Below are 26,064 nucleotides of genomic sequence, written 5' to 3'. Positions count from 1 at the left end.
ATAAAAGCGGATGATAAAATTATAATTCTACATTCAGGCTCACCCCAAAATAACGTAACAAAGGCAGGGCCGTAGATTCTAAGCCCAGAGAAGAGTTATTTACGTTAAATGAAGAAGCCTCCGGGGCAAAACCTTCGGTTTTGCGTTGTAAGTAAAACAAGTTACGGCCATAAATACCGGCCCGTATACCTTTAAACGGCGTGCGGTTTACCAGTACCGAAGGCAAAGCGTAATTGAGGGTTAACTCCCGGAACATCACGTAGCTGGCATCGTTCAGCATTTCTTCGGGTACCACATTGTCTTTATCCGGTGCTACCACGTTCCAGTAATCCTGCGCCCGCACTTGCTTGGTATTAACCTGCCCGGTACTGGTCCAGGTGCCATCGGCCGATTTGTTGGCTACTACCCCCTCGGCTACATACGTTCCATCGCGGCCGGGTAAGGTTTTTTTAATGGTACCGTAAACCAGCTCTTCGCGCAAACTTTGGGAATAAATTTTACCGCCCTGGCTAATATCAATTAATGCCGACAGCGCTATGCCTTTGTACCGGAAACTGTTGTTAAAACCGCCTAACCAATTAGGCAACGCATTGCCAATTTCGTATAATATTTTGCCGTTGGTTTTTAAAGGCAAGCCGGTATCCGGATCAATCAGGCGGTTGCCGTTCTCGTCGCGCAGCCACTGAAAACCGTTGCCGATAATGGTGCCGAAAGGTTTACCGGGTTCGGCTACTACGTTAACGCCGCGGTCCGAGCCTAAAATATAGGTATCTACGCCTTCTGCCAGCGAAACAACCTGGTTGCGGTTACGGGAAAAATTAAAGGTAGCGTCCCAGGTAAAGCCTGACGCGGTTTTTACCGGTGTTCCGTTTAAAGTTAATTCAATACCGCGGTTACGAATTTCGCCGGCATTAATGCGGCGCGAACCAAAAGTGCTGGAAGGCGGCAAAGGCACATCTAATATTTGGTTTTCGGTACGGGCATTGTAATAGGCAAACGCCAAACCAGCCCGGTTCTGGAAAACACGTGTTTCCAAACCTACTTCAACGGAGGTAGTAAGCTCGTTCTTTAGATTAGGATCTGGTATGGTAGACGAAAAAGAAGCCAAAGGCACACCGCCGTGGGCATTCTGATCCAAAGAGTAAGTGCCGGTTAACTGGTACGGCGAACCGGAACTACCCGCCTGCGCAACGGAGCCTCTTAATTTGAGAAAGCTTAACGTATTGCTCTGGATATTTAAAGCATCGGACAGGACCAAACTGGTGCTGATAGCCGGGTAGAAAAAGGAATTGTTTTCCGGCGAAAGGGTAGAAGACCAGTCGTTGCGGGCCGAAAAATCGAGGAATAAATATTCTCTAAAACCTACCTGGCCGGATAAATAAACCGAATTGATAGAGCTCTCGGTTAGCCGGTAAATATAGGAGTTGATGAGCGTGTTGTTAATGGCATATAATCTAGGCACAATAAATTCGGTACCGGTATTGCCGGTGGTGCGGGAATAAAATTTCTGGTGGCTGGCCCCCAGGTTTAAGCCCACCGAAAAATTATCGGAAAATTCGGGCGTTAACGATAAAAGCACATCGCTGTTGTCTTCGCGGTTACGGGTTACTTGCTCCGAAATATCGCCGTTGCGGTTAGTACTCTGGTAAGTGCCTATTTCGCGGTGCCGGTAACGCTGGTCGGTATAAAGGTCAGTACCGGTTTTGGCCGTTAGTCTGGTCCAGTCGTTAAACTGGTAGCTCAGCCGGATTAAACCAATCAAACGTTGCCGGTCATCAGAGTTGAAAGTATGGTCGCGGGTCCAGTAAGGATTGGCCGTAGAAGAGTTGGTGGCGTAGGTTTTTTCCATACCCACAAACGGCACGGTACCATAACCCAATTGCCTGCTCACATCTTCGGCGGTCCAGGCCGAGTTAGCCAGAATATCCATGCCCATGCTGCGCGGCTGACTGATGAAAATATAGGCTGGATTATCGCTGGCATCAGAAACAGTGGGCCGGTTGGCACCTCTTTGGTCGATGTAGTTGGCTTTGGCGTCTAGCTCCAGTTTAGAAGTTATTTTGGCTATTGTTCGCAGGTTAATATTGTGGCGGTCTAACGTATTGCCGGGGGTATAGCCGTTAATATGGGTATTGCCATATGACAGCCGGTAATTTATTTTATCGGTACCGCCCTCTAAGCTTACATTATTTACCATTTGCGTTTCGGTGTTAAAAAATTTCTGAAACGTATTGGGCTGCGGCGTAAAGTTTAACACGTTACCCCACTGGTCTTCGTATTGTTGTCCTTCCATTCTGGGGCCCCAGCTGCTGCGGGTAAACCGGTCGCGGCCGCCGCTGGTCTTGGGCATGCCTGGTATATTGCCGGCTTGCGCCGTGGCCCAGGTGTAAATTTTGCCATCGTTGCCTCTAAAATGGGTAAAATTGCCGTCCAGTCCCTGGCCGTACTCGTCCTGGAAATCCGGCAAAACCAAGGCATCGCCTACTGAATAATCGATACCATATTTTACGCCAATACCTTTTTGCGCTTTACCCGATTTGGTGGTAATTAAAACCACCCCGTTACTGCCACGCTGCCCGTAAAGGGCGGCCGCATTGGGTCCTTTTAAAACCGAAATAGATTCAACGTCTTCGGGGTTGATGTTGGAAATACCATCGCCGTAATCGATACCGCCGCTGCTGCCCGGTGAATTAGGGTTGCTGTTATCCATAGGTATACCGTCGATTACATACAGGGGCTGGCTGTTACCTACCAATGAATTATTACCCCGGATTACTACTTTTGACGAGCCGCCTGCCCCATTGGCCGAGCGGGTTACCTGCACCCCGGCCATTTTACCAGCCAGGGTAGTGGCCAGGTTTGCTTCTTTGGCGGTAGAAATGGCTTCGCCACCAATTTCCTGCACCGAGTAGCCCAAAGCTTTTTTCTCCCGCTTAATACCCAGGGCCGTAACCACTACTTCCGATAAAACCTGGGTATCGTTTTCTAAGGTTACCGTTATATCGGTTTGATTACCCACTTCTATTTCTTTGCGCACATAGCCCACGTACGAAAATATCAGGGTAGCACCCACATCTTCTACCGCAATTTCAAATCGGCCGGATACATCGGTAGCAGTACCGCGGGAGGTACCCTTTACCAGTACGCTCACGCCAATCAGGGATTCGCCTTTTTGGTCTACCACTCTGCCTTTCACCATTTTATCAATGTTAGTCGGCAAAGCCCGGGAACTGGCCATTAAGGTTTGCACAACTGGCTTCCTGACTAATGGATTATTGAGACTAATAACAGGTAATGCCTGCGCAAATGCCAGGCTGGGCAAAGCAGTGAGCATTAAATTAATGCCAATTGCCCTTACAGAAGGTAATTTTAAATTCATAGATTATTCTGATAAAAAATATTATGGGTAAAATGGTGAAATTTGCAGGTAAACGTAATCTGCCGGTAACTTCAATTTCTTTGATTCTTGTTTAATACCCTTAGGAATCATTTACTAAAAATTATTCCGTATGAACTGGTTTTTACTATAGCAGTATGTTTTGTGCTTTGTATTCTAAACCAAAATTCAGCAGAGGTGAAATGGCCTTTTAACCACAATTTTAATGGCTTGCCATATTAGGTATATATAAAGTCTGAATATACATTATGGTTAATAAATAAACTAATCTTCAAAATTTTAAAGCTTCTTTAACTTGGTGCTCATTAAAATATTAAAGTGTAAAGAGATAATTACTAAAGTGGTAAGCCGCTGGGGTTATTTAGCAGGTGTACAGTAAGTGGTTTAGGGCTGTAACGTTGGATGTATCAGGTCTTTAATGGCAGGGTTTAGTTATATAGAATCATCTAAAAGTTAGTATTTTTTTAGTGATTTTCAAATAGGAAAATCAGATTTCTACATTACCTTCGGTGAGTTTTGGTTGTTTCTTGTGACAAAGCATTTAGTTATTTATTACCGCTTAACCCAATTTACACTCAAAGCTCGAAACTCCTGTTTGTTTGGCAAAATAGTAGTGGTTTATCTGCCAAAATCCTTTTTATATATTCGACGCACATTTTAGAGCTTTCATGGCGTAGGATGCATTTTGTCTATTATAGACTGTTAAGAATAAAGATGTTTAGCTCCTAATCCTGGCATATCCTTCCTGCCAGTTAATGGCGTATCCTTCTTGTTTGCAATTATAGCCTTTCTGATAAAGAAATTAAGAGTAATATTTCGATCTTCAAGGTTCGTGTATTTAAGCTGTAATAAAGCATTAAACGACTGGATTTTTTCGCAAACGTTCCCGGCATCGATTGCGGGAATTAATTTGTATTTATGGGTATAAATACCTATGCTTGTTAAATTTAAATAACAAATATTTCAAAAATTTGTATTTTGTTTTTCCGTAAATTAGAACTTATATAATGAAAAATTTAAAAGTTGATTATATTGCTTTATTGTTGAACAAAATAAGTAAACACTATCGACCACAGCTAAGAAGAATTTGCTTTAAATAAAGCGCCCCTGATACTAGTACCTCCGCTCTTCTAATCTTACTCCGGGTTTTTCCGGACCACCAGACCCAATTTAATATCCACTCAAATAATTTTAATTAACCTGTATGAGAAACTTTACCCGTTTAAAGCCTGGCAAGGTTTGTGTCTTGCTATTGGCATGTTGTTTATCCGATGGGGCTTTTGCCAGCCCTTCTGCCCGCAGCAGTTTAACTACTGCAAATTTTACTTCGGCTAAGCTTTATCTCAGCAAACCCGTTAACTGGCCCATTACCGGTAAAGTAAGTTCGGCCAAAGGCGAGCCACTGCCGGGCGTTACGGTGCTTTTGAAAGGCACCACTATTGGCGCTACCACCGGATTAGATGGGACTTATGCAATTAGTGTACCCGAACAAGGCGGTACGCTGGTGTTTTCCTTTATTGGTTTTACTACCACCGAAAAAACCTTCTCTGGTCCTGGGGCGGTTAATATTACCATGTCCGAAGATGCCAAAGCGCTGCAGGAAGTTGTAGTGGTGGGTTATGGTACCCAAAAGAAAAGTCAGGTAACAGGTGCCATTTCCTCGGTATCTTCCAAAGAAATCTCTGAACTACCGGTTACCAATGCCCAACAGGCCTTACAGGGTAGAGCAGCCGGGGTTGAAGTTTTAAGCCAGGGCAACAGCCCGGGTGGCGGGGTAAATGTTCGGATACGGGGCCGGCGGTCCTTTAACGCCGGGAATGATCCACTTTTCGTAGTAGACGGCATTCCGCTTTCGGGTGATATCAGTGATATCAACCCACAGGACATTGAATCTATGGAAGTGCTGAAAGATGCCTCTTCTACCGCTATCTACGGATCCAGGGGTGCCAATGGGGTAGTTATTATTACCACCAAACGGGGTACCCCTGGTAAGGTAAGTGTTACTTACGACGGGTATTACGGAGTTAATAAAATAATTAATCAGTACGATGTAATGAACGGGCCCGAGTTTGCCGAATACAAACGCGAGTCGCGCCGGGCCATTGGTAAATACAATGATGCCGACCCGGTTGCGGCGGATAAAGCCATCTTTGATGCCGTTGAATTAGAGGGCATAGCCTCCGGCCGGTCGACTAATTACCAGGATTATATAACCCGGACGGGTTCCCAGCAAAGCCACCAGCTAGGTATTTCGGGAGGTGGTGAGAAAACCCGCTATTCGGTTTCTTTTAATCATTTCTACGAAAAAGGGGTAACTATTGGGCAGGACTTTACCCGCGACAATATTCGTATATCGCTGGACCAGCAGATAACCGATCGCTTAAAATTTGGGGTAACCATGCTGGGTAGTTTAGGAAAGCTGAATATTGGTCCCAACCCTTATGGCGTTACGTTGCGTGAAAATCCTTTGGGCTCGCCGTACGATAAAGATGGTAAGCTTCTTTTCCGGAATACAACGGATGGGGCGCAGACTAACCCCTTATTAGAGGTAGTGCCCAATGCGGTTGTAAATGAAAACCGCCGGGCCCGGATTTTTACCAGTTTATTTGCCGAATACCAGATTGCACAAGGGTTAACTTACCGCTTAAATTTTGGTCCGGATTATTCTGCCCGTCGTAGTGGTCAGTTTCAGGCCAGCCTGACCAATGCCCGGTCGGGTGGTACCCCTTTTGCCCGGAACGATAACAATTATTTGTTCTCCTACACCGTGGAAAACATCCTGAACTATAGTAAAACGTTCAAGGAAATGCATGATATTAATATAACCGGCCTCTTTTCAATCCAAAAGGAACAGCGGGAATTCTATAGTATACGGGCCAGCGGTTTAACTTCTGAAAGACAATTATTTTATAAATTATCACATGCGCCAAATATTGAAGGCATAGACAGTGATTTGAACGAAAGTGGCCTACTTTCTTACATGGGCCGGATAAACTATGGCTTTAAAGATAAATATTTATTGACGCTGACCACCCGGATAGATGGATCTTCTAAATTTGCCGGTGAAACAGGTTTATTCGGGGATACTAAAAAATATGGTTTCTTCCCTTCTGCGGCCATTGGCTGGCGCCTGAGTGAAGAATCTTTCATAAAAGATATTGCCTTTATTGATAATCTGAAACTCCGGGCCAGTTACGGCTTAACCGGTAATCAGGGTATTAATGCCTATGCTACGCAAGGTTCTTTAAACCGCACTACCTATGCATTTGGCAATTCAGGTGCTTTTGGTTATTCACCTAATACCTTGGTTAATCCGAATTTACGCTGGGAAACCACAGCCACTACCAACGTAGGGTTAGATTATGGATTCCTGGATAACCGTATTTCAGGATCCTTAGAAGTGTACCAGCAAGATACCTACGACTTGCTAATGCCCAGAAACCTGCCTTTCACCAGCGGCTACGGCAGTGTCTTGCAAAACGTAGGTAAAAGCAAGAACACCGGTGTCGAATTTGCTATTTCAACAGTTAACGTAGACATGGGCGGCGATGGCTTTAAATGGACCACCGATTTAAACTTTAACTCGAACAAAGAACAAATTGTAGAAATTTATAACGGTAAAAACAACGATGTCGGTAGTCTGTACTTTATAGGCCAGCCCCTAACCGTATATTATGATTACGACAAGCTAGGCATCTGGCAAACCAGCGAAGCCGATGAAGCCAAGAAATACAAGCAGAACCCAGGCGAAATTAAAGTAAAAGACCAGAACAACGATGGCGCTATTAATGCGCTGGACCGGGTAATATTAGGCTCTGATATTCCGGATTGGTCGGGTGGTATTACCAATAGGTTTAGCTACAAAGGAATAGATTTCTCGTTCTTTATTTTTACCCGCCAGGGAAGCCTTATCCAAAGCGACTTGTATAATAATCTAAACTTCCTGGCTGGCCGGTACAACAATATGGATGTTGACTACTGGACACCGAATAACCCAACCAACGCCTTCCCACGGCCTAATCAAAACCAGGAGCGCCCGCTGTATAATACCACCATGTCTTATTTCGATGGTTCATTTACCAAAGTGAGAAATATTAGCCTGGGGTATAATATTCCGGCTGCCATTAGCAGTAAAGTAAAAATGTCGTCGCTGCGGGTTTATGCCAGTGCACAGAATCCGTTCATTTTTTCTAATTACGGCAAAAACCTGGATCCGGAACAAGCCCGGGGCCGGAACAACGACCGCGAACAATCAAACCTAATCTCGATTGGCACCCCATCTGCGCGGCTGATTATGTTTGGTATTAACGCAAAATTTTAATTAAAGAAAGCATCAATTTTATGAAGAAGATATTAATACTTACCTGCTGCCTGGCCTTTTTCAGCCAAGCGTGTAAGGATACCCTCGAAGAAGAAGTTGTATCGGTGGTTACGCCGGAATATTTTAAAACACCAACTGGTTTCGAAGATGCTGTAAAGGCCTCGTACGAGCCATTGCGTTCGTGGTACGGCACCCAGCGCGGCTTTACCCTTACCGTATTTGGTACCGATACCTATACCAAAGGTGCCGATGGTGATTATAAGTTTGTGAACGATTATACGCCTAATCTAAATGCCCAGGTAGATTATATCCGGGATCTGTGGAATGATTTTTACCGCGCTATTAACACTACAAATACCGTTATCGATCGCGCCCCCACGGTTGAAGTAGATGAGGCCCGAAAAGCCATTCGGGTAGGGGAAGCTAAGTTTTTGCGGGCACATTACTACTTTGTATTGGTTCAAACTTTTGGGCCTATACACCTGGCCTTACACGAAACCACCGAAGTCCAGACTACCGCCAGCCGTTCATCGGTTAAAGATGTTTACGACGTAATTGTTCAGGATTTGGAAGAGGCTATTAAAGTATTGCCGACAAAGCAAACCGAATATGGCCGGGCCACCAAACCGGCTGCCGAACACATGCTGGCCAAAGTGCTTTTAACCCGGGCGAGTAATGCAGGTGCCGCCAAACCAGATGATTATCAGCGGGCAGCAGAACTGGCCAAAGGTGTAATAAACAACCCTAGTTATGGTTTTAGGCTGTTGCCTAATTTTGCTGATGTTTTTGATCAGTCTAACCAGGAACATGCCGAAGTAGTCTGGTCGGTACAGTACACCAATAGCTTATTAACGAATGGTAACGGCAACAGTGGCCATCTTTATTTTATTATGGAGTACGATGCGGGCCATAAAGGAACCATGCGTGATGTAGCTAATGGCCGGCCCTTTAAACGTTTTAAGCCTACCATGTATACACTCGATTTGTTCGACCGTACGAAAGATTCCCGGTACAACGGTTCTTTTAAACAGGTATTTTATGCAAATAATCCGGCTACGTTGGCTCCCGGCATGAAAATTGGCGATACCGCTATCTGGGTAGCGCCTACCAATATTTCGGCCGAGTTTAAAGCCAAAAAGAACTACCGGATTATAGACCGGGCAGAAGTTTTATCAGCCGGGAATTATCGTTATTTTCCTAGTTTAAGTAAATTTTTAGACCCACAGCGGCTTTCGGTGCAGGAAGAAAGAGGTTCCCGTGATTTTATGGTGGCTCGTTTAGCCGAAACTTACTTAATTGCGGCCGAAGCTTTACTTAAATCCGGTAAACCCGAAGAAGCAGTTACTTATATTAACACCCTGCGGCGGCGTGCGGCGCTGCCGGGCAAAGAAAAGGAAATGGAAATAACCGCAGGTCAGTTAAACCTGGACTTTATTCTGGACGAAAGAGCCCGTGAATTATTGGGTGAAATGGAACGCTGGTTTGATTTGGTAAGAACCGGTACTTTGGTAGAGCGGGTTAAAAAGTATAATCCCGATGGCGGGCCCAATATTCAACCATTTCATACGCTGCGTCCGATACCTAACGACCAGATTGACCGGACTACCGGTGGGAAAGAAGCTTTCCCGCAAAACCAAGGTTATTAATGGTTTAACTCGAAAAATTATTCCCTGGTGGTAAACAAATTTTTATCACTGGGGAATATTTTATATCTTATTCGCTTAATCAACTAAAAACTTACTATGTCTACAGAAATATCGCGTAGAACGTTTCTTGCGCAATTAGGCCTCACGGCACTTTCTTTACCGGTGTTAACTGGTTTTCAGGCCGGTGGAACGGGGCGCATTTCGGTTCCCGGTTTAAAATTAGGCTATTCGGCCATAACCTGGGGCGGTAATGATGTGCAGGCCATTAAAGATATTGCGGCGCTGGGCTTTAAAGGTGTGCAGTTGCGCTCCAATGTTTTAAAAGAATATAGTGCCAAACCCGCCGAATTAAAGGCTGTGCTCACCCAGTATAAACTGGAATTGCCCATGTTTTCGAGCGGCAATGCCAATATTAACACTGGCGACGACGAAAAAGTAATTCAGACGCACTTAGATAATGCTAAATTTGTAAAAGCTCTGGGTGGCCGGAATATTCAGATAACCAACTCTTCCCGTCCTAAAGACGGCGCCGCCCCTACCACCGAGGATTTGCAAAAATACGGCCGCTTGCTAAACGAAATAGGCCGTCGCAGCCGCGACATGGGCGTAATAACCAATTACCACAACCACATGCACCAGTTAGGCGAAACTCCGGAAGAAGTAGATATTATTCTGAGCAGTTGCGATCCGCAAAATGTAAAACTGGAACTCGATACTGCCCATTATCACCAGGGTGGCGGCGATCCGGTGGCGGCTATAAAAAAATACCAAAGCCGTTTAAATGCCTTGCATTTAAAAGATGTGCGGCCCAAAACCGGCGATTCAAATCCAAAGGCTTATACTTTTGTGGAACTGGGTCAGGGGAATGTAAACCTGCCGGGCGTGTTTAAAGCTCTGGCCGATGTGAAGTTTAAAGGCTGGGGAATTGTGGAACTGGACTCGGTGCCGGATAAAGCTAAAACCCCGGCACAATGCGCCGAGATAACCCGTAGTTATCTTAATACGCTGGGTTTTAAGGTTCAATCTTAATGCATTTGCGGAAGCAGATTGCTTGCTGCTGAATAATATTTGGCGATGGAGGTAGCTAATTTAAATATTTATATGTAAATTGTTAATTTATAAATATAAAATAATTTAAATAGAACATTGTACAATATCTTTTAGCCAAATTAAGAAAATAACATGCACCTGATTAAAGGCTACTTGTTTATTTATGCCTTTGTTTTAGCTGGTTTAGCAGGCGCTTGTCGGCCTGCGGAACAGGTTTCGGATACTCATCTGGGTGGAGGCGCGGCTTTGCAGCTAAACGCCGATTCGGAGAACCAGAACCAGCTTACACCGGCGGAAGAAAGCGCCGGCTGGAAATTATTGTTTGATGGTAAAACAGCCACGGGGTGGCGCGGTGTGGGCAAAGATGCTTTTCCGGCTGGGGGCTGGAAAATAGAAAACGGCGAACTAATAATTTTAAAAACCAATAGCGGCGACTCGCGGAAGGGCGGTGACATTGTTACAACCAGCCAGTTTGATAATTTTGAACTGACCCTGGAAGCAAAGTTAACTCCCGGTGCCAATAGCGGATTGAAATATTTTGTAACCGAACGGAAAGGATCCGGTTCGGCCATCGGGCTGGAATTCCAAATTTTGGACGACGACCGGCACCCGGATGCTAAAATGGGCAAAAACGGCAACCGCACCATTGGCTCACTTTATGACCTGATACCAGCCCAAAGCAAGCAAGCCAAACCTATTGGCGAGTGGAACCAGATACGGGTAATATCTAAAAACAGACACGTGGAACATTGGCTGAACGGTACCAAAGTAGTGGAATACGAAAGAGGCGGTCCGGAATTCCGGAAACTGGTGGCCGAAAGCAAATACCAGAAATTCGAAAACTTTGGCGAAGCCGCCCAGGGGCCATTATTATTACAAGACCACAGCGATGAAGTGCATTTCCGGAATATTAAAATCCGGACGCTTTAATTAAACTTAACTGCAGAATTATTCACCAATTAAATTAAAATCATACAGTACACATGGAAAACAATAATAATAACCCGCGTCGCGCATTTTTGAAGAAAGCTGCGATGGGAACGGTAGGCTTAGCCGCCATGAACATGGGCTTTAGTGCAAAAAGCTATGGCCGTATTTTAGGAGCCAACGATCGGGTACAAGTAGGTATAGTAGGCTTCTCCAATCGTTTCAGAAGTTCGCTGGTGCCTTCTTTTATGAACCATGCCAAAGATTTAAATTTTGAATTTGCCGCCGTGTCGGACATCTGGAACCGCCGCCGCGATGCCGCCGAGGCTTATATAAAATCCAAAGCAGGCGTTAAAATTAAAAAGCACCGGAACAACGATGAGTTGTACGACAATAAAGATATTGATGCGGTAATTATTTCTACTGCCGATTTTCAGCACGCTTTAATGGGCGTGGAAGCCGTTCGGGCCGGCCGCGATGCCTATATTGAAAAACCAATGGCCGAAACCATGGAAGATGCGCGGGCCCTGCTGAAAGCCGTGGAAGAAACGAAGAAAATTGTACAGATTGGTTCGCAGCGCCGCAGTGCCCCTAACTATATTGCCGCTAACGACTACATCCGCTCGGGTAAATTCGGCGATATTACCATGGTAGAAATGTGCTGGAACGTAAACCAGCCCGGCCGCTGGCGGGTACCGGAAGTAAAAGATCTCCGTCAGGAAGATACCGATTGGGACCGTTACTTAATGAACCGCCCGAAAGTAGCCTGGGATCCGCGTAAATATTTAGAATTCCGTTTATTCTGGCCTTATTCTTCGGGTATACCTGGTCAGTGGATGGCACACCAGATTGATACCGTACACTGGTTTACCGGCCTGGATCATCCGCGTAGTGTAGCCGCCAACGGTGGTATTTACGTGTGGAAAGACGGCCGCACCAACGCCGATACGTTAACTGCCGTGATGGATTACGGTCCGCAAAACGACATGACCAAAGGTTTTCAGGTAATATTCACGTCTCGGTTCCACAACTCGGCCGGCGGTACCAAAGAGCTGTATTTCTCCAATGGCGGTATGATAAACCTGGATACAAATAAAATTTCGTCCGAAGGCGGTTTAACCAAAAAAATGGCCGACGAAATGGGCATGAAACCAAACTTGCTGGAATCTGCTACCTTGCCAAACGCGGCTAAAATGGAAACTGGTGCCAACACCGGCGGCGACCCGATGACTTCGCTGCACATGCGTAACTGGATGGAATGCGTGCGGAGCCGCAAAACGCCTAATGCTTCGGTAAAAGCTGGTTATAACCATTCTATTGCAAATATTATGACCCGCACCGCCATGGAAACCGGTAAGAAGGTAACCTTCGACGATACCAAACAGGATGTTGTAGTTAGCTAAGGAGAAGAAATCAAGAGAATGCTGAGAAATATGAAACGGGTAAGCCTGGGAATGCTTACCCTGGCTGTAGTTTGCCTGGCCATGAGCTTTGTACCAAAAGAGCCGCGGCAAGGTAAACCTGCCAAAACCCAACGCTTTGCTATAACCGAAAATAAAGCCGCCAAGCGCGTAGATATTACGGTAGACGGCAAACCTTTTACCTCTTATATTTACCCCAACGAGCTGATGAAGCCGGTTTTATACCCGCTGCGTACTGCCAAAGGTACCCTCGTAACCCGGGGCTGGCCCATGGACCCGCGGCCGGGCGAGCGGGTAGACCATCCGCACCACGTAGGTATGTGGTTTAACTACGGCGACGTAAACGGTCTCGATTTCTGGAATAACTCTACCGCTATTCCGGCCGAAAAGAAAAAGGATTTCGGTACCATTAAGCACCGGGCTGTTACCAAAATGACCGGCGGCAACGATAAAGCCGAACTGGTAGTAACCGCCGATTGGCAAAAACCAGATGGCACGAACCTGCTGCTGGAAGAAACCCGGTTTATTTTTAACGGCCAGGGCAATGACCGCACCATCGAGCGTATTACTAAACTAACCGCTTTAAAAGAAGAGGTATTGTTTAAAGATAACAAAGAAGGTATGCTGGGGATCCGCTTGTCCCGCGAACTGGAACACCCCTCTAACAAGCCCGAAGTTTTCACCGATGCGAGCGGTGTGGCTACTGCGGTACCTAAGCTTAACAACGAAGGCGTAACCGGCAAATACATCAGCAGCGAAGGTAAAACCGGCGACGATGTTTGGGGAACCCGGGGTAAATGGGTAAACCTGGTAGGTACTATTGGGCAAGAGCCCGTTTCGTTGGTAATACTGGATAATCCGCAGAATGTTGGTTACCCTACTTACTGGCACGCCCGTGGTTACGGCTTATACGCCGCTAATCCGCTAGGCCAGAAAGCCATGAGCAACGGCAAAGAAGAGCTTAACTATAAGCTGGCACCCGGCAAATCGGTTACTTTCCGGCATAAAGTAATTATTCATTCGGGCAGCAACTTAACCAACGACCAGGTAAACGCTGAGTTTCAGAAATTTTCGGCGGTTAAGTAATAAGAGTTTACGCTTATTTTAGAAAGGTCGCCACGTAAGTGGCGGCCTTTTTGCTTTAAAAAAGAATTTCTACCTAAGCCGGTAAATCCCTTTCATATTACCGCTTTCAGTTTTTATCGCGCCTCATTTTCCGGTAGGTTGTTGCGCTTGCCCAAATGGCTCAATCAGATTTTATACCGCTGATGAAGTAAGCGGAGGATGGCCCGTCGGGCACGTTCAAACTTCAGGCCTGTTATATAAAAATATAATATTTATTCACTAATAATACAGCTAACCGGCTTCAGTGTCAGTGTTACCACTTACTTAGGTAATTGACTGTTTAAAAGGATTTTAAAAAGAATATTAGCCGGAATATTTAATATTTATTCTTATATTTCTTTTCCATTTTGATTTTATATTTATCATTCCCGGATACCCAAAATTACTTTTAAATTTATGATAAACACCCAAGTTGCTGATGCCAGCATATTGCTATTGACAGTAGTCTCAGCCTGGCTAATCGGTAATTATTTTTACCGCACCCGGAAATCAGAAATTAAAAAAATACCACTGTTGCTGCTGGTTTTTATGGCTATGTGGTGTGCGTTAAACATGGTGGGGCATCTGGTAGCGGTAATATGGGTTAATATCCAAAGAATGCAGGCGGGCACGTTTTCTTATAACCTGCACTTTTATAATTTGCTGCTAATGGGCGTTGTGTTTCTGAGCTTAAGCTTATTGCAGTTAAGGTGTATTAAGTTTTTGAGCCGGGGCAAATATTATATGCGCAAACCGCTTGCCATTTTTTGCCTGAGTTTGGCCCTGCTGAGTTTTCCGCTTTTCCCTTTTAACCCAATTGGTTTGCTGCCGGTTATATCTTCGCTTATAATACTAGGTACCGTTGCTGCCACCAAAAAACAATGGCAGAGAACCACGCACAAGAAAAGCCGCCGGGCCGTTTCCGCTTAATCTTTACAGCGCCACACAACCTTACCAGATTTTACAGCCGGATGAACAAAATAAAACCAGCTTGCTAAATAAATACGAGAGTATTTACGACTTAGTAGGTATGCTGCTGGTCCGGAAATAAAGATGCTGTTGCCGCTGCCAGAATATTTGAATACGCTTTTTATAGAGTAACTTTGAGATTCTCAAAAATAAATGAGAATATCAGGCGTTTATTTGCGAAACAGCACAATTTTGCTTAAATCTGTACCCGAAATTTCAAAGAAGGCATAGTTATTGAATTAAACCAGCCGGTTGTTGTTGTACAGCCAGGGAATCAGTTATAAATATTTAATTTTAGTAAAAGTAAAAATCAATGAAAAGGAGTTTAACAAACTGTTTTAAGGCGGCCGGCGTACTGGCAATTGTTATGGGGTCGTTTGCATTTACCGGTAAAATGGTAAATCCTACAACCGAGGTGTATCAGGCCGGCGGTGCAGCTGCTTTAAAAGGCAAAGCCCTGATGGATAAAAGCGACTGTAATGCTTGCCACTCGGTAGATAATAAAATTGTTGGTCCGTCTTTTAAAGAAATTGCCCAAAAATACAAAAGCGATAAAACGGCCGTAGCCAAGTTATCCGAAAAAATTATTCAGGGTGGTGCAGGTAACTGGGGCCAAATTCCAATGAGCCCGCACCCGCAAATTTCGCAAGCCGATGCTGGCGAAATGGTAAAATATATTTTGTCGTTAGCCCCTGGCGCTACACCGGCAAAACCAGCTACTCCAGCCAAACCAGCCACTAAGGCTCCGGTTAAAAAAGGCTAATTAAATATTTTTATTAAACTGATTTAAAGGCCGGCACAAAAGTGTCGGCCTTTTTTTGACCGTCTTAGTCTGTTTTTCCGTTTCAGGAACTTAAAATCTAACCTTATGAAAGCAATTATTCTGACCGAACCCGGCGAGCCTGACAATTTACAGTTGCAGGAAATAGAAAAGCCCACGCTAAAGCCAAATGAAGTATTAATAAAAACAAAAGCTTTAAGCATTAATCCGGTAGATATTAAAACCCGGAAGGGTAAAGCGCAATATGGCCAGCTACGAACCGAGCCGCCCGTTATTTTGGGTTGGGATGTTTCCGGCGAAGTAGTAGAAGTGGGAAAGGAGGTTAGTAAATTTAAGGTAGGCGATGCGGTATTTGGCATGGTAAATTTTCCGGGTCATGGCAAAGCTTACGCCGAATATGTGGCAGCCCCCGAAATACATCTGGCATTAAAACCCGAATCTATCTCGCACCAGGAAGCGGCAGCGGCTACTTTGGCGGCCTTAACGGCCTGGCAGGTTTTGGTACACCAGGCCAAAATAAAACCGGGGCAACGGGTATTTATTCAGGCCGCCGCCGGTGGGGTGGGCCATTTTGCGGTCCAAATTGCCAAACATATCGGGGCTTATGTAATTGGAGTAGCCTCCGGCGCCAATGCCGATTTCTTAAAAGATTTGGGAGTAAACCAGCACATTGATTATACCCAAGAGCAGTTTGAAGAATTACCCGTTGTTGATTTTGTACTGGACAGCTTGGGAGCCGATATGGTGCCGCGTTATTTTAAAATTCTGAAAAACGATGCACAACTGATTAGCATTGTGGGCGGCGTAAACGAGGAAATGAAAAAAAGAGCCGATGCCTTACATATTAAAGGCGCTAATTACCTGGTGCACTCCAGCGGCGACGATATGCAAAAGCTAGCTGAGCTACTCCAGGCCGGCATTCTGAAAGCTCATGTGTCGCAGGAATTTTCGTTTGATAAAATTGCCGATGCCCACCGGCAAATTGAAACCGGCAAAACCCGTGGCAAGGTGGTTATTAATATGGATTGATTCTCCACCTATATTTATATTATTTATAACTGATGTTACGCAGCAACCACCTCATCCCCCAACCCCTTCTCCTCTGGGCGAAGGGGAGTTCCGTTAACGCTATTTTCAAGTTAAACGCTTTTAGCAGCAGGAGAAATATTGTAGTGTAATGTATTACAAAGAGCATATAGAAGATATAGTAAATTCCTTTAAAACTACTTTGTCATTTATGATTGCCATCGGAGTACCATGATTAGTTATTCAATGCCGTTTATAAACTTATTTTACTAATCATTAAACAGCATTACCATACGGTTATAAAACTAATCAAAGTCCCTCTCCTTTTTCAGGAGAGGGATTTAGGGTGAGGTCCTCGCGTGCCATCAGGAAATTAATTACCTGTAATCTTTTCTAAACAGAAGATTGCCTCCACGAATGACGTGATAAACAGTTTTTTGCTGAACAGGAATATATTATTTTAGTATCATTCTGCCAGCCATTCCTCCCCAGCAAGAATTAGCGCTACAATTTGTCTTATTTAAAATAAGCCGGTACTTTATTGGTGAAGTTGATTATAAATTAATAGTCCGTTTTTCTGCGTTACTCCGGATTGCTGCTTCAATGATCTGAATACCCAGCATGGCCTCTTCGGGCTTCACGGCCAGCTCTTTCCCTTCGCGGATGGCCGCGTACATGCTGTTGTAAAATTGCAGATAGTTGCCTGGTGAAGTTTCAATGGTACCCTGGAAATGGAGGCCGTTTAGCTGCGTATTGAGGAGACCCCAGGTACTTTTATCTTCCAGGCCCCAGCTGGGTTCGGAGGGAAGTTTACCGGCTTTCAGGGCGTCCTCCTGCGGGTCGAGGCCGTATTTTAAAAACGAGCCTTCGGTGCCGTGTAAAATATACCGTGGTCCCGGTTCCCGTACCAGGTAACTCGATTTTAAAGTAACCCGCAGGTTTAGAGCAGGGTAGAAGAGCGTAATGTGGTAGTAATCGTTTACCTGCCCGCCCGGCCGCTGAATGCCTAACTCGGCCGTAACGGTAGCGGGTTTACCAAAAAGCGCCAGTGCCTGGTCTATCATATGCGAACCCAAATTATACAATAATCCGGAACCCGGACCCGCTTCTTCTTTCCAGGTATTCGCCTCAATGTAATTCCGGTAACGGTCGTAATGCGCTTCGTAATCTACGAGTTGGCCCAGTAAATTTTGCCTGACAACCTGCTGTACCGTCAGAAAATCGCCGTCCCAGCGCCGGTTCTGAAACACGCTTAACACCCGGTTATTGGCCTTGGCAATATTTATCAGGGTTTGGGCATCCTGGCTGGTAACAGTAAACGGTTTTTCCAGAATTACGTGTTTGCCGGCTTCCAAAGCCTGTTGCGCCATGCTTAAATGCAGCGCATTAGGCGTGTTTATTACCAAAAGTTCCAGCGAGTTATCTTGTAAGAGTTCCTCAAACGTTTTAACCACTTTAACTGCCGGGTAGCGCTCCTGCGATTTATTAGCCGAGCGTTCGAGTACCGTCTGCAGTTTAAAACCGGGGTGGCTCGAAACCAGCGGGGCGTGAAAAACTAAGCCGGACATGCCATAGGAGGCCAGGCCAACGGTAATAGGAGCAGCAATTTCGTTCACAGCGGAAAGGTTTTTGATTGAACGGTTAAAAATAAAGAAGTCTTTTCTATTTTTACAGAATAAAATGATTTGCTGTTTATTCTTTAAAGTTTTAGGTAAAAGCATCTGGTTTTAAACCGGAAGTTTTGCTTATCTTTAATTAGATTAACCTCTCTTAATCCTCATGTTCAGATTTACTTTATTACTGGTGCTGGCGGTGAGTCAGGCTTTTTTAGGGGTAGCCCAGTCGTTGCCCAAGCCCACACCGCGCCAGCTGGCCTGGCAGCAACTCGAAACCACGGCTTTTCTGCATTTTACCGTTAATACCTACACCGATAAAGAATGGGGCGATGGTACCGAAAGTCCCCAAATATTTAATCCGGTAAATTTTGACGCAAATAAACTGGTGGGTACCTTAAAAGAAACCGGTTTTAAAATGGTTATCATCACGGCGAAGCACCACGATGGCTTTTGTTTATGGCCCTCCAAAGTAACCAAACATACCGTAGCCAGCAGCCCCTGGAAAAATGGTAAAGGTGATGTGGTAAAAGAAATCGCCGATGCCTGTAAACAACAAGGGGTAAAGTTTGGGTTTTATTTATCGCCCTGGGATCAGCACGAACCCACTTACGGTACCGCCAAGTACAACGACTTTTACAAAACGCAACTCCGGGAACTCCTGACGAATTATGGCGAAGTATCGGAAGTTTGGTTCGATGGCGCTAAAGGCAAAAATGCCAAAGATATGGAGTACGATTTTAATGGTTACTGGGCTTTGGTGCGCCAGCTACAGCCAAATGCAGTGCTGTTTTCGGATGTGGGGCCGGATGTACGCTGGGTTGGGAACGAGGCGGGCAATGCCGGCGAAACCTGCTGGTCTACGATAAATATTACCGGCATGGCACCCGGCAAAGCCGATCCTAAATATTTAAACACCGGCGATCCTAACGGCAAGCTATGGATTCCGGCCGAAACCGATGTTTCTATCCGGCCGGGTTGGTTTTACCATGCCGCCGAAGACAGCAAAGTTAAAACCGGTAAGCAACTTGTTAACCTGTATTACCAATCGGTAGGCCGCAACAGTTTACTCTTACTAAATATTCCGCCAAACCGCGAAGGGCTTTTTGCCGATGCCGATGTAGCCAGTTTACGCGAGTTCCGGGCAGCCCTGAACGAGACGTTTAAAACCAACTTGCTGGCTACCCAGAAAAGCAATAAAAGCCTGACTGATACTAAACTAAATACGTTTGTATCCCTGCCCCAGGGCCAATCAATTGTTTTTAATTTAGGCAAAGCCACCTCTTTTGATCGGGCCATGTTCCAGGAAAATATTGCCGATGGGCAGCACAACGAAACTGCTTTACTCGAATACTGGGATGGCAGCAAATGGCAGAAAATAAATCAGTTTACTACCATTGGCTACAAACGCTTACTCCGCTTTCCGGCCGTGCACACCGATAAAATCCGGTTAACCGTACTTAAAGCCAAAGGCCCGGTGCAGCTGGCCGAGGTTGGTTTATTCAAAGCTTCAGCCAAAGAATAATTTAGATTATTTATTGCTGATTAAACAAAAACGCCGGGCTTTCACTTGGCGTTTTTTATTAAAAAAGCTGTTTAGCATTATAATAACTCGCTAGTCAGTAGCCATTGACGTGTTTTTACCATAGGCATCAGGTTAAGCGCAGCCTTGCATTGCCCTGCTGCTTTAGCCCCGGTTTTTGGCACCCCTGACTGAAGTCAGGGGCAATTCAAAGTTAAGCGATTGGAAAAAGGTGTTTGTAGTGAATCTTTTCTCTTCGCTATCAGGCTAAGGAATATTTTAGAACAATGTTTGCTCGCGCCAGCTTGTAGTTGGTGTGTACCAAGAGCGGAAGTTTTTAAATTCCGGCCAGTTGAAAACTAACCTTTATCAATAGGCACCAATTACGCTTCGCTAAAAAACTTCTAAGTATATACCAAGATTAACCTTTCTGTGGCAGCGACCACTCGGCCAGCCAATCCACCAATAAGGTCGTCCAGCTTTTTAGGGCGGGGTTATCCAGCGCCATGCCTACGCCGTGCCGGCCGTGCGGATAAACGTGCAGGGCAAACGGTACTTTGTGTTTAGAGCAGGCGGCTGCAAAACGCAAACTATTTTCTACGGGTACCCCGGCGTCGTCGGCGGTATGAAACAGAAACGCCGGCGGATTTTGCGCGGTTACCTGCTGATCGTTGGAGAATTGTTGCAATAATTTTTCGTCGGCATTTTTTCCTAATAAAGCTTCGGCGGAGCCTTTGTGGGCAAATTCCTGGAAAGAAATTACAGGATAGCCCAGTATCACCCTATCGGGCCGGGCCGAGACCTTTCCAGCTAAATTATCCTGCGGGTCTTTAAATAATTCGGGTTGGGTGGCAACGGTGGCTGCCAAATGGCCGCCGGCGCTAAAGCCCATAATGCCCACGCGGGTAGCATCAATATTTAACTCAGCGGCCTGGTTGCGCAGCAGCCGAATGGCCCTACAGGCATCGGCGTAAGGCAACGTGTGTTTTTCCGGCGAAATATGATACGTTAATACCGCCCCTACTATGCCCTGCGCAGCAAATAATTCGGCTAGCGGTTGCCCTTCGTGTGGAGCCAGGTTGCGGTAGCCGCCGCCGGGACACACCACAATGGCCGCCCGCTTTTGTGTAGCTGTTCCTTCAGGTATATACAATTCCAGGCGGGGGCGGCCAAATTTTTCGTGTACCTGGTTGTTCGGCGATTTATCGGCCCACAGGTTAATGGTTTTGCGCACAATTTTAGGTTTAGGGTTTTGCGTTCTGGAGGCAGCAACAGCGGCAGGCACCGAAGCCAGTCCTAATGCGCCCACCAAAAGTGTACTGTCTTTCAAAAATTGCCGGCGGTTTTTAGAAGCCATATATCTGTATTATTTAGCGTGAAGTTTCTTCCGGGGCTTAATTTAATTTTTTTTGTTTATTACACCTACAATTAAAATTTATTACTTACGCTGGAGTAAACTGGGTATATCAACTATTAGGGTTGGGTTTTTAAAGATATTATTTTTAAGTTAAAGCAATATTATATGCTGGTGCTGGTAGTATTGGCATTTGCAAGTTTGTTCAGTCGAATGAAAACCCCGGTTGAAGAAGTAATATTTCAAATCGGCTTGATTTATAGCTTTCGCTAATTCCGAAAATGTTGTTAATTAGTTTACCAGGTAATATTTATAAAAACTAAATCTTAATTCTTCACTACCACAAATACCCTTCGTTAAAATAATGGATAATTCTACTTATACCCGTCGTCACTTCCTCACTACTTTAGCTGCTGCCAGTGCAGCTTTGCCTTTTAGCAGTTTGGCCGCCAATATACCAGCTCAAAGCACTGCGGCTAATAACCTTACTTTATGTGTATTTTCGAAGCACTTGCATTGGCTGCCTTATGCCGAAATGGCTAAAGCCGTTAAAAAAATGGGATTCGATGGCGTGGATTTATCGGTGAGGCCGGATGGCCACGTAGTGCCGGAAAGGGTAGCCGAAGATTTGCCCCGGGCGGTAGATATTATCCGGAAAGCCGGCCTGGAGGTGCCCATGATTACCACGGCTATTACTGACCCTACTGATAAATATACCGAACCCATTGTAAAAGCAGCCAGCAAAGCCGGTATAAAATATTACCGTACCGGTTGGTTGAAATATGATGAACGCCTGGGCGTTGCCAAAAGCCTCGAAAAATATAAGCAACAGCTAGCCGCACTGGCTGCTTTAAACCAGAAATACAACATCCACGGAGCTTACCAAAACCATACTGGTACAGGAGTAGGCGGCCCGGTGTGGGATATCTGGCATCTAATAAAAGATCTGGACCCAAAATATTTTGGCTGCCAGTACGATTTAAAACATGCTACCGTAGAAGGCGCCAACTCCTGGATTCACGGGTATGATTTACTTAAAAATTATATAAAAACAGTAGATATTAAAGACGTAGCCTGGCAGAAGAAAGGCGAAAAGTGGGTACCTGTAATTGTACCGTTGGGCGAGGGTATGGCCGATTACAAAACTTTTCTGGGTTTGCTCCGCCGCGATAATTATGCCGGTCCGATGTCTATTCATTACGAATACCCGTTGGGCGGGGCCGAATCGGGTAAAAAGCAGATAACTGTTGCGCCCGAGGTGGTATTTACGGCTATGAAACGCGATTTGGAAACCCTGCGGGGCATGCTAAAACAAGCCAATTTATAATTCTTTTATTAATTGCCTGTTAGATAATCTTCTGCAATAATTCAATTGTGAAAATACTTTCCCGATTATTTAAATCAGCCTGTTACGGTAGAATAGGCACTGCTGCTTTGGCTTTGCTGGTGCCGCTGCTGGAAGCCTGTACGGTAAGCCCCAAGGGCAGTACCCAATATGCCGGTCCGGATTGGACGAGTTACGCCGGCGACGATAGCAAAAGCCGTTATTCTACTTTAAGTCAGATTAACCGACAGAATGTTAAGCAACTTAAATTAGCCTGGACTTATCGTTCCGGCGATATTTCTGAAAAGCCAGTTTCTACGCTAGAGTGTAACCCGCTGGCTGTAGGGGGTGTTTTGTACGCTACTACCCCCACGTTGCATTTAGTAGCCTTAGATGCCGTTTCCGGTAAAGAATTATGGCGTTTTAATCCCTTGCCTGCTGCTTTGTTAAAAGAACTGCGCGAAAAAGAAAAGATAAATATTCAACCGGGCTTTAATTATTGGGTAAACCGGGGGGTAACGTACTGGGCTAAGGGAAAAGATAAACGAATTTACTACAGCGCCGGCATCTATTTATTTTGTGTTGATGCCCAAACCGGTCAATTAGTAACCCGCTTCGGCAACCAGGGTCGCATTGACTTACGGCAAGGCCTGGACCGGGATATTACCGGTATGCATTACAACAGCACCACCCCGGGCGTTATTTACCAAAACCACCTGATTATGGGCTCCACGGTTGGCGAAGGCCCGGATGCAGCCGCTCCCGGTTTCGTACGGGCTTTCGATATTCATACGGGTAAACTGAACTGGGTTTTCCGGACCATTCCGCGGGCCGGCGAGTTTGGGGCAGAAACTTGGGAGAATAATTCCTGGAAAACCGCGGGCGGGGTAAATGCCTGGGGCGGCATGAGCCTGGACCAGAAGCGGGGTATGGTATTTTTAGCGACCGGTTCGCCCGCCTGGGATTTTTACGGTGCCGATCGCCCCGGCCAGAATTTGTTTGGTAATTGTGTAATCGCTTTAAATGCGGCTACCGGTGCGCGAATCTGGCATTACCAGGTTATTCACCACGACATCTGGGATAAAGATTTGCCCTGTCCGCCCAACCTGGTTACGGTAACGCACAACGGCCACCAAATAGATGCGGTGGCCCAGGTGGCCAAAACCGGCTATGTGTATGTGTTTAACCGCGACACCGGTGAGCCCTTATTCCCGATTGAAGAAAAACCGGTACCGGCTTCGGACGTTCCCGGCGAAAAAGCCTGGCCAACGCAACCCATACCTACCAAACCGGCGCCCTTTGCCCGGCAAGGATTAACCGAAAAGGATATAACCAATTTGAACCCCGAAGCGCGGCAATATGCCTTAGAGGTATTCCGAAAGTCTACCAGTGGCGGACAGTTTACGCCCATCAGTCCGCAGGGTACTTTAATCATGCCGGGGCTTTTAGGCGGGGCTAACTGGAGCGGCGCGTCCTTCGACCCGGAAACCAGTTTGTTGTACATAAATGCGAATGAACTGCCAAGCCTTATTACTTTGGCCCCGAACGAGCGAGGCAAGCCTTACCCGTACCGGCATATGGGTTATAACCGTTTCTGGGATCCGGCAGGCTACCCGGCTGTTACGCCACCCTGGGGTACGCTTACAGCCATTAACCTCAACACCGGCGATTTTGCCTGGCAGGTACCTCTGGGCGAATTTGACGAACTGACGAAAAAGGGCATACCACCAACCGGTGCCCCTAATCTGGGCGGTACCCTGGTAACCAAGGGTGGGCTGGTATTTATTGCCTCTACCAAAGACGAAAAATTCCGGGCATTTGATAAAACTACCGGTAAAGTTTTGTGGGAGGTAACCCTACCAGCCGGCGGTTACGCTTCGCCGAGTACCTATGCGGTAAACGGTAAACAATACGTGGTAATAGCGGCCGGCGGCGGTGGTAAAATGGCTACCAAGCCCGGCGATTATTACCTGGCGTTTGCCTTGCCGTAAGTGACTTTCTCTTGCCTATTTTTGGTTAAAGTTCGTTTGCTTACTTTATAAAGTCCTTCCAGGGGTATAATATTAACCGGGCTTCGGTTTTACTTCAACTTTAACCCCTTAGAAAGTAGGAGAGACGCTTTCCAGAAAATTGGGATTGCAAAAGAAATCTATTATGCTTTAAACAAAAAAGCCGGCAGGTGTGATTAACCGCCGACTTTTTTGTTTAAATAGTTCTGTACCAGTTTAGGCTGATTCAGATTTTCCGGTACTTGCTAATCGCAGTGGCCTGGGCCAGTTACGCCATTGTTATAAGCATCCAGAATTCCTGCTAATTGAGTAGCCGTTGCTTGTAAAGTTTTGCTGGCTGCCACTGCTGCTGGTGTATTGTTCGTAAAGAAAGTAGTAGCACTGTTATAAGCAGTCATTACAGATGTTGGGGCGGTAGCGCCAGTAGCCAGGTTTAGTTTAGTGGCAATGTACTGATGCGCTAAACTGTAATAGGAATTACCTCTTGGTTGCACGCCAAATATTGAGTAATAGGTTTCGCCGCTAGTGAAGAAAGGCGTATCTTCTCCCACCTTTTTCCAAGTATCATCATATTTTTTAGCACCATCATATTTGGAGTGCGTTTTCCAGTAACCTTGGGTTTTGGTGCAGCCGGTTTCCGGAATTTCCCGGTCAAAAGTTATATTATCGATAGCACCGGAGCCGGTTACGGAAGTGGTGCCCAAATGAACTTCCATTCTGGCTACTCCGGGCGTATTTCCTAAATTAACAACCTGGGAGCTGGCATTACCTAGGTTGGCTACCGGAATGTTAGCGCCTATTTGCATATTGCTGGCATTAAATAACTTAATATAGGTGCCATTTTCTTCATTATCTAAAAATACCAGGTTTTTCAAGGTAACCGTTCCCAGCGCAGAAAAATCTACGTACATGGCACCGCCCCAAGCCCAATCGTCGGGCACATCATATCTGCTGTTGTGGTTTATAATGAAAGCATTGCCTGTATTAGAAGCAGCATCCAAATCGCCGTCATCGCTTATTCTACTGCCCCCCGGAATAGTGGCATCCGGTACAGAAACCGGAGTATTATTGGTGTTGAAAAGGTTGGCCCGGTTTTCAGCTGAATATTCACCAGGGTTTGCCGGAGACCAGTTGGGAACAAACGATCGCTGAATTCCCCGGATACCAATAATAGCTCCTCCGTCGGTGGTGGCAGTTGTTACAAAATTGCTTGTTCGGGTTACACCATTGTCAAAACTAAGCATGTCGGTGGTCATGGCTTTTTCCGAAGACGAAATTTTATCAAGTTCTTTTACGCTCTGTTCTTCGGGGCTACAAGCATAAAACAAGGAAACAGCGGCTGCTAAATAGCAGGATTTTAAGAGTGTTGCTTTCATAAAATAGATGTATGGTTAAGATTGAAAAAATACAAAGCTTAAAGCCCTTAATAGAGCGCCTAAATAGCAGTTGCCTAAAATATTAAGTTTCTTTGCCCGTCATTGCTAAATGGCAGATTTATACCCATTTGAAGTGACAAAAATCGATATTTAAATATATAGATTTCCTTACGCTTGCATGCGAAAATGGTTATATAAAAACTTAGTAAAATTTTGTTTATGAC

General features: G+C 45.5%; 16 protein-coding genes. 12 read left to right on the top strand and 4 right to left on the bottom strand.

The window, feature by feature from the left end; all coding sequences use genetic code 11:
* Positions 1 to 19: 19 nt before the first annotated feature.
* On the bottom strand, positions 20 to 3,379 hold the full coding sequence (locus AAE02nite_RS14110; protein ID WP_246151034.1) for a SusC/RagA family TonB-linked outer membrane protein: 3,360 nt from the start codon (positions 3,377 to 3,379) through the stop codon (positions 20 to 22).
* Positions 3,380 to 4,601: 1,222 nt separating this feature from the next.
* On the opposite strand from AAE02nite_RS14110, the gene AAE02nite_RS14105 reads away from it, so the two are divergent.
* The 9 genes from AAE02nite_RS14105 (at position 4,602) to AAE02nite_RS14065 (ending at position 16,645) form a co-directional block, all read left to right on the top strand.
* Positions 4,602 to 7,718 carry a SusC/RagA family TonB-linked outer membrane protein gene (locus AAE02nite_RS14105; RefSeq protein ID WP_146898475.1) on the top strand — a complete coding sequence of 1,039 codons (3,117 nt, stop codon included), beginning with the start codon at positions 4,602 to 4,604 and terminating at the stop codon, positions 7,716 to 7,718.
* Positions 7,719 to 7,738: 20 nt separating this feature from the next.
* Complete coding sequence (locus AAE02nite_RS14100; RefSeq protein WP_146898473.1) at positions 7,739 to 9,364, top strand: RagB/SusD family nutrient uptake outer membrane protein; 1,626 nt, start codon at positions 7,739 to 7,741, stop codon at positions 9,362 to 9,364.
* Between the two features lie 96 nt (positions 9,365 to 9,460).
* Complete coding sequence (locus tag AAE02nite_RS14095; RefSeq protein WP_146898471.1) at positions 9,461 to 10,393, top strand: sugar phosphate isomerase/epimerase family protein; 933 nt, start codon at positions 9,461 to 9,463, stop codon at positions 10,391 to 10,393.
* Positions 10,394 to 10,546: 153 nt separating this feature from the next.
* A complete protein-coding gene (locus AAE02nite_RS14090) occupies positions 10,547 to 11,344 on the top strand; it encodes a 3-keto-disaccharide hydrolase (protein WP_146898469.1) in 798 nt (265 codons plus the stop codon).
* Between the two features lie 53 nt (positions 11,345 to 11,397).
* Positions 11,398 to 12,744 carry a Gfo/Idh/MocA family protein gene (locus AAE02nite_RS14085; protein WP_146898466.1) on the top strand — a complete coding sequence of 449 codons (1,347 nt, stop codon included), beginning with the start codon at positions 11,398 to 11,400 and terminating at the stop codon, positions 12,742 to 12,744.
* An 18-nt stretch (positions 12,745 to 12,762) separates the two neighbouring features.
* On the top strand, positions 12,763 to 13,848 hold the full coding sequence (locus tag AAE02nite_RS14080) for a DUF6807 domain-containing protein (RefSeq protein ID WP_307725546.1): 1,086 nt from the start codon (positions 12,763 to 12,765) through the stop codon (positions 13,846 to 13,848).
* 435 nt (positions 13,849 to 14,283) lie between these two features.
* A complete protein-coding gene (locus AAE02nite_RS14075; protein ID WP_146898464.1) occupies positions 14,284 to 14,796 on the top strand; it encodes a hypothetical protein in 513 nt (170 codons plus the stop codon).
* Positions 14,797 to 15,148: 352 nt separating this feature from the next.
* The gene (locus AAE02nite_RS14070; protein WP_146898462.1) at positions 15,149 to 15,598 is read left to right on the top strand and encodes a c-type cytochrome; all 450 of its coding nucleotides are present in this window, start codon (positions 15,149 to 15,151) and stop codon (positions 15,596 to 15,598) included.
* 105 nt (positions 15,599 to 15,703) lie between these two features.
* Positions 15,704 to 16,645, top strand: a complete 942-nt coding sequence (locus AAE02nite_RS14065; RefSeq protein WP_146898460.1) for an NADP-dependent oxidoreductase — start codon at positions 15,704 to 15,706, stop codon at positions 16,643 to 16,645.
* 551 nt (positions 16,646 to 17,196) lie between these two features.
* Here the strand turns inward: AAE02nite_RS14065 and AAE02nite_RS14060 are convergent.
* On the bottom strand, positions 17,197 to 18,258 hold the full coding sequence (locus tag AAE02nite_RS14060; RefSeq protein ID WP_246151033.1) for an oxidoreductase: 1,062 nt from the start codon (positions 18,256 to 18,258) through the stop codon (positions 17,197 to 17,199).
* A 163-nt stretch (positions 18,259 to 18,421) separates the two neighbouring features.
* On the opposite strand from AAE02nite_RS14060, the gene AAE02nite_RS14055 reads away from it, so the two are divergent.
* Positions 18,422 to 19,780 carry an alpha-L-fucosidase gene (locus AAE02nite_RS14055; protein WP_146898456.1) on the top strand — a complete coding sequence of 453 codons (1,359 nt, stop codon included), beginning with the start codon at positions 18,422 to 18,424 and terminating at the stop codon, positions 19,778 to 19,780.
* Between the two features lie 418 nt (positions 19,781 to 20,198).
* On the opposite strand, the gene AAE02nite_RS14050 is transcribed toward AAE02nite_RS14055, so the two are convergent.
* Positions 20,199 to 21,134 (bottom strand): alpha/beta hydrolase, encoded by a 936-nt coding sequence (locus AAE02nite_RS14050; protein ID WP_146898534.1) that lies wholly within the window; start codon positions 21,132 to 21,134, stop codon positions 20,199 to 20,201.
* 361 nt (positions 21,135 to 21,495) lie between these two features.
* On the opposite strand from AAE02nite_RS14050, the gene AAE02nite_RS14045 reads away from it, so the two are divergent.
* Together AAE02nite_RS14045 and AAE02nite_RS14040 are read left to right on the top strand one after the other, a co-directional pair.
* Complete coding sequence (locus AAE02nite_RS14045; protein ID WP_146898454.1) at positions 21,496 to 22,458, top strand: sugar phosphate isomerase/epimerase family protein; 963 nt, start codon at positions 21,496 to 21,498, stop codon at positions 22,456 to 22,458.
* 47 nt (positions 22,459 to 22,505) lie between these two features.
* Complete coding sequence (locus AAE02nite_RS14040) at positions 22,506 to 24,446, top strand: pyrroloquinoline quinone-dependent dehydrogenase (protein WP_218033500.1); 1,941 nt, start codon at positions 22,506 to 22,508, stop codon at positions 24,444 to 24,446.
* A gap of 263 nt (positions 24,447 to 24,709) precedes the next feature.
* On the opposite strand, the gene AAE02nite_RS14035 is transcribed toward AAE02nite_RS14040, so the two are convergent.
* Entirely contained in the window at positions 24,710 to 25,840 is a 1,131-nt protein-coding gene (locus tag AAE02nite_RS14035) for a hypothetical protein (protein ID WP_146898450.1), read from the bottom strand.
* Between the last annotated feature and the right edge of the window lie 224 nt (positions 25,841 to 26,064).

The organism is Adhaeribacter aerolatus (assembly GCF_007991635.1).
GTDB classification, from domain to species: Bacteria; Bacteroidota; Bacteroidia; order Cytophagales; family Hymenobacteraceae; genus Adhaeribacter; species Adhaeribacter aerolatus.
The sequence above is the reverse complement of the archived record's forward strand: the minus strand, read 5'-3'. Positions and strand labels throughout refer to the sequence as shown.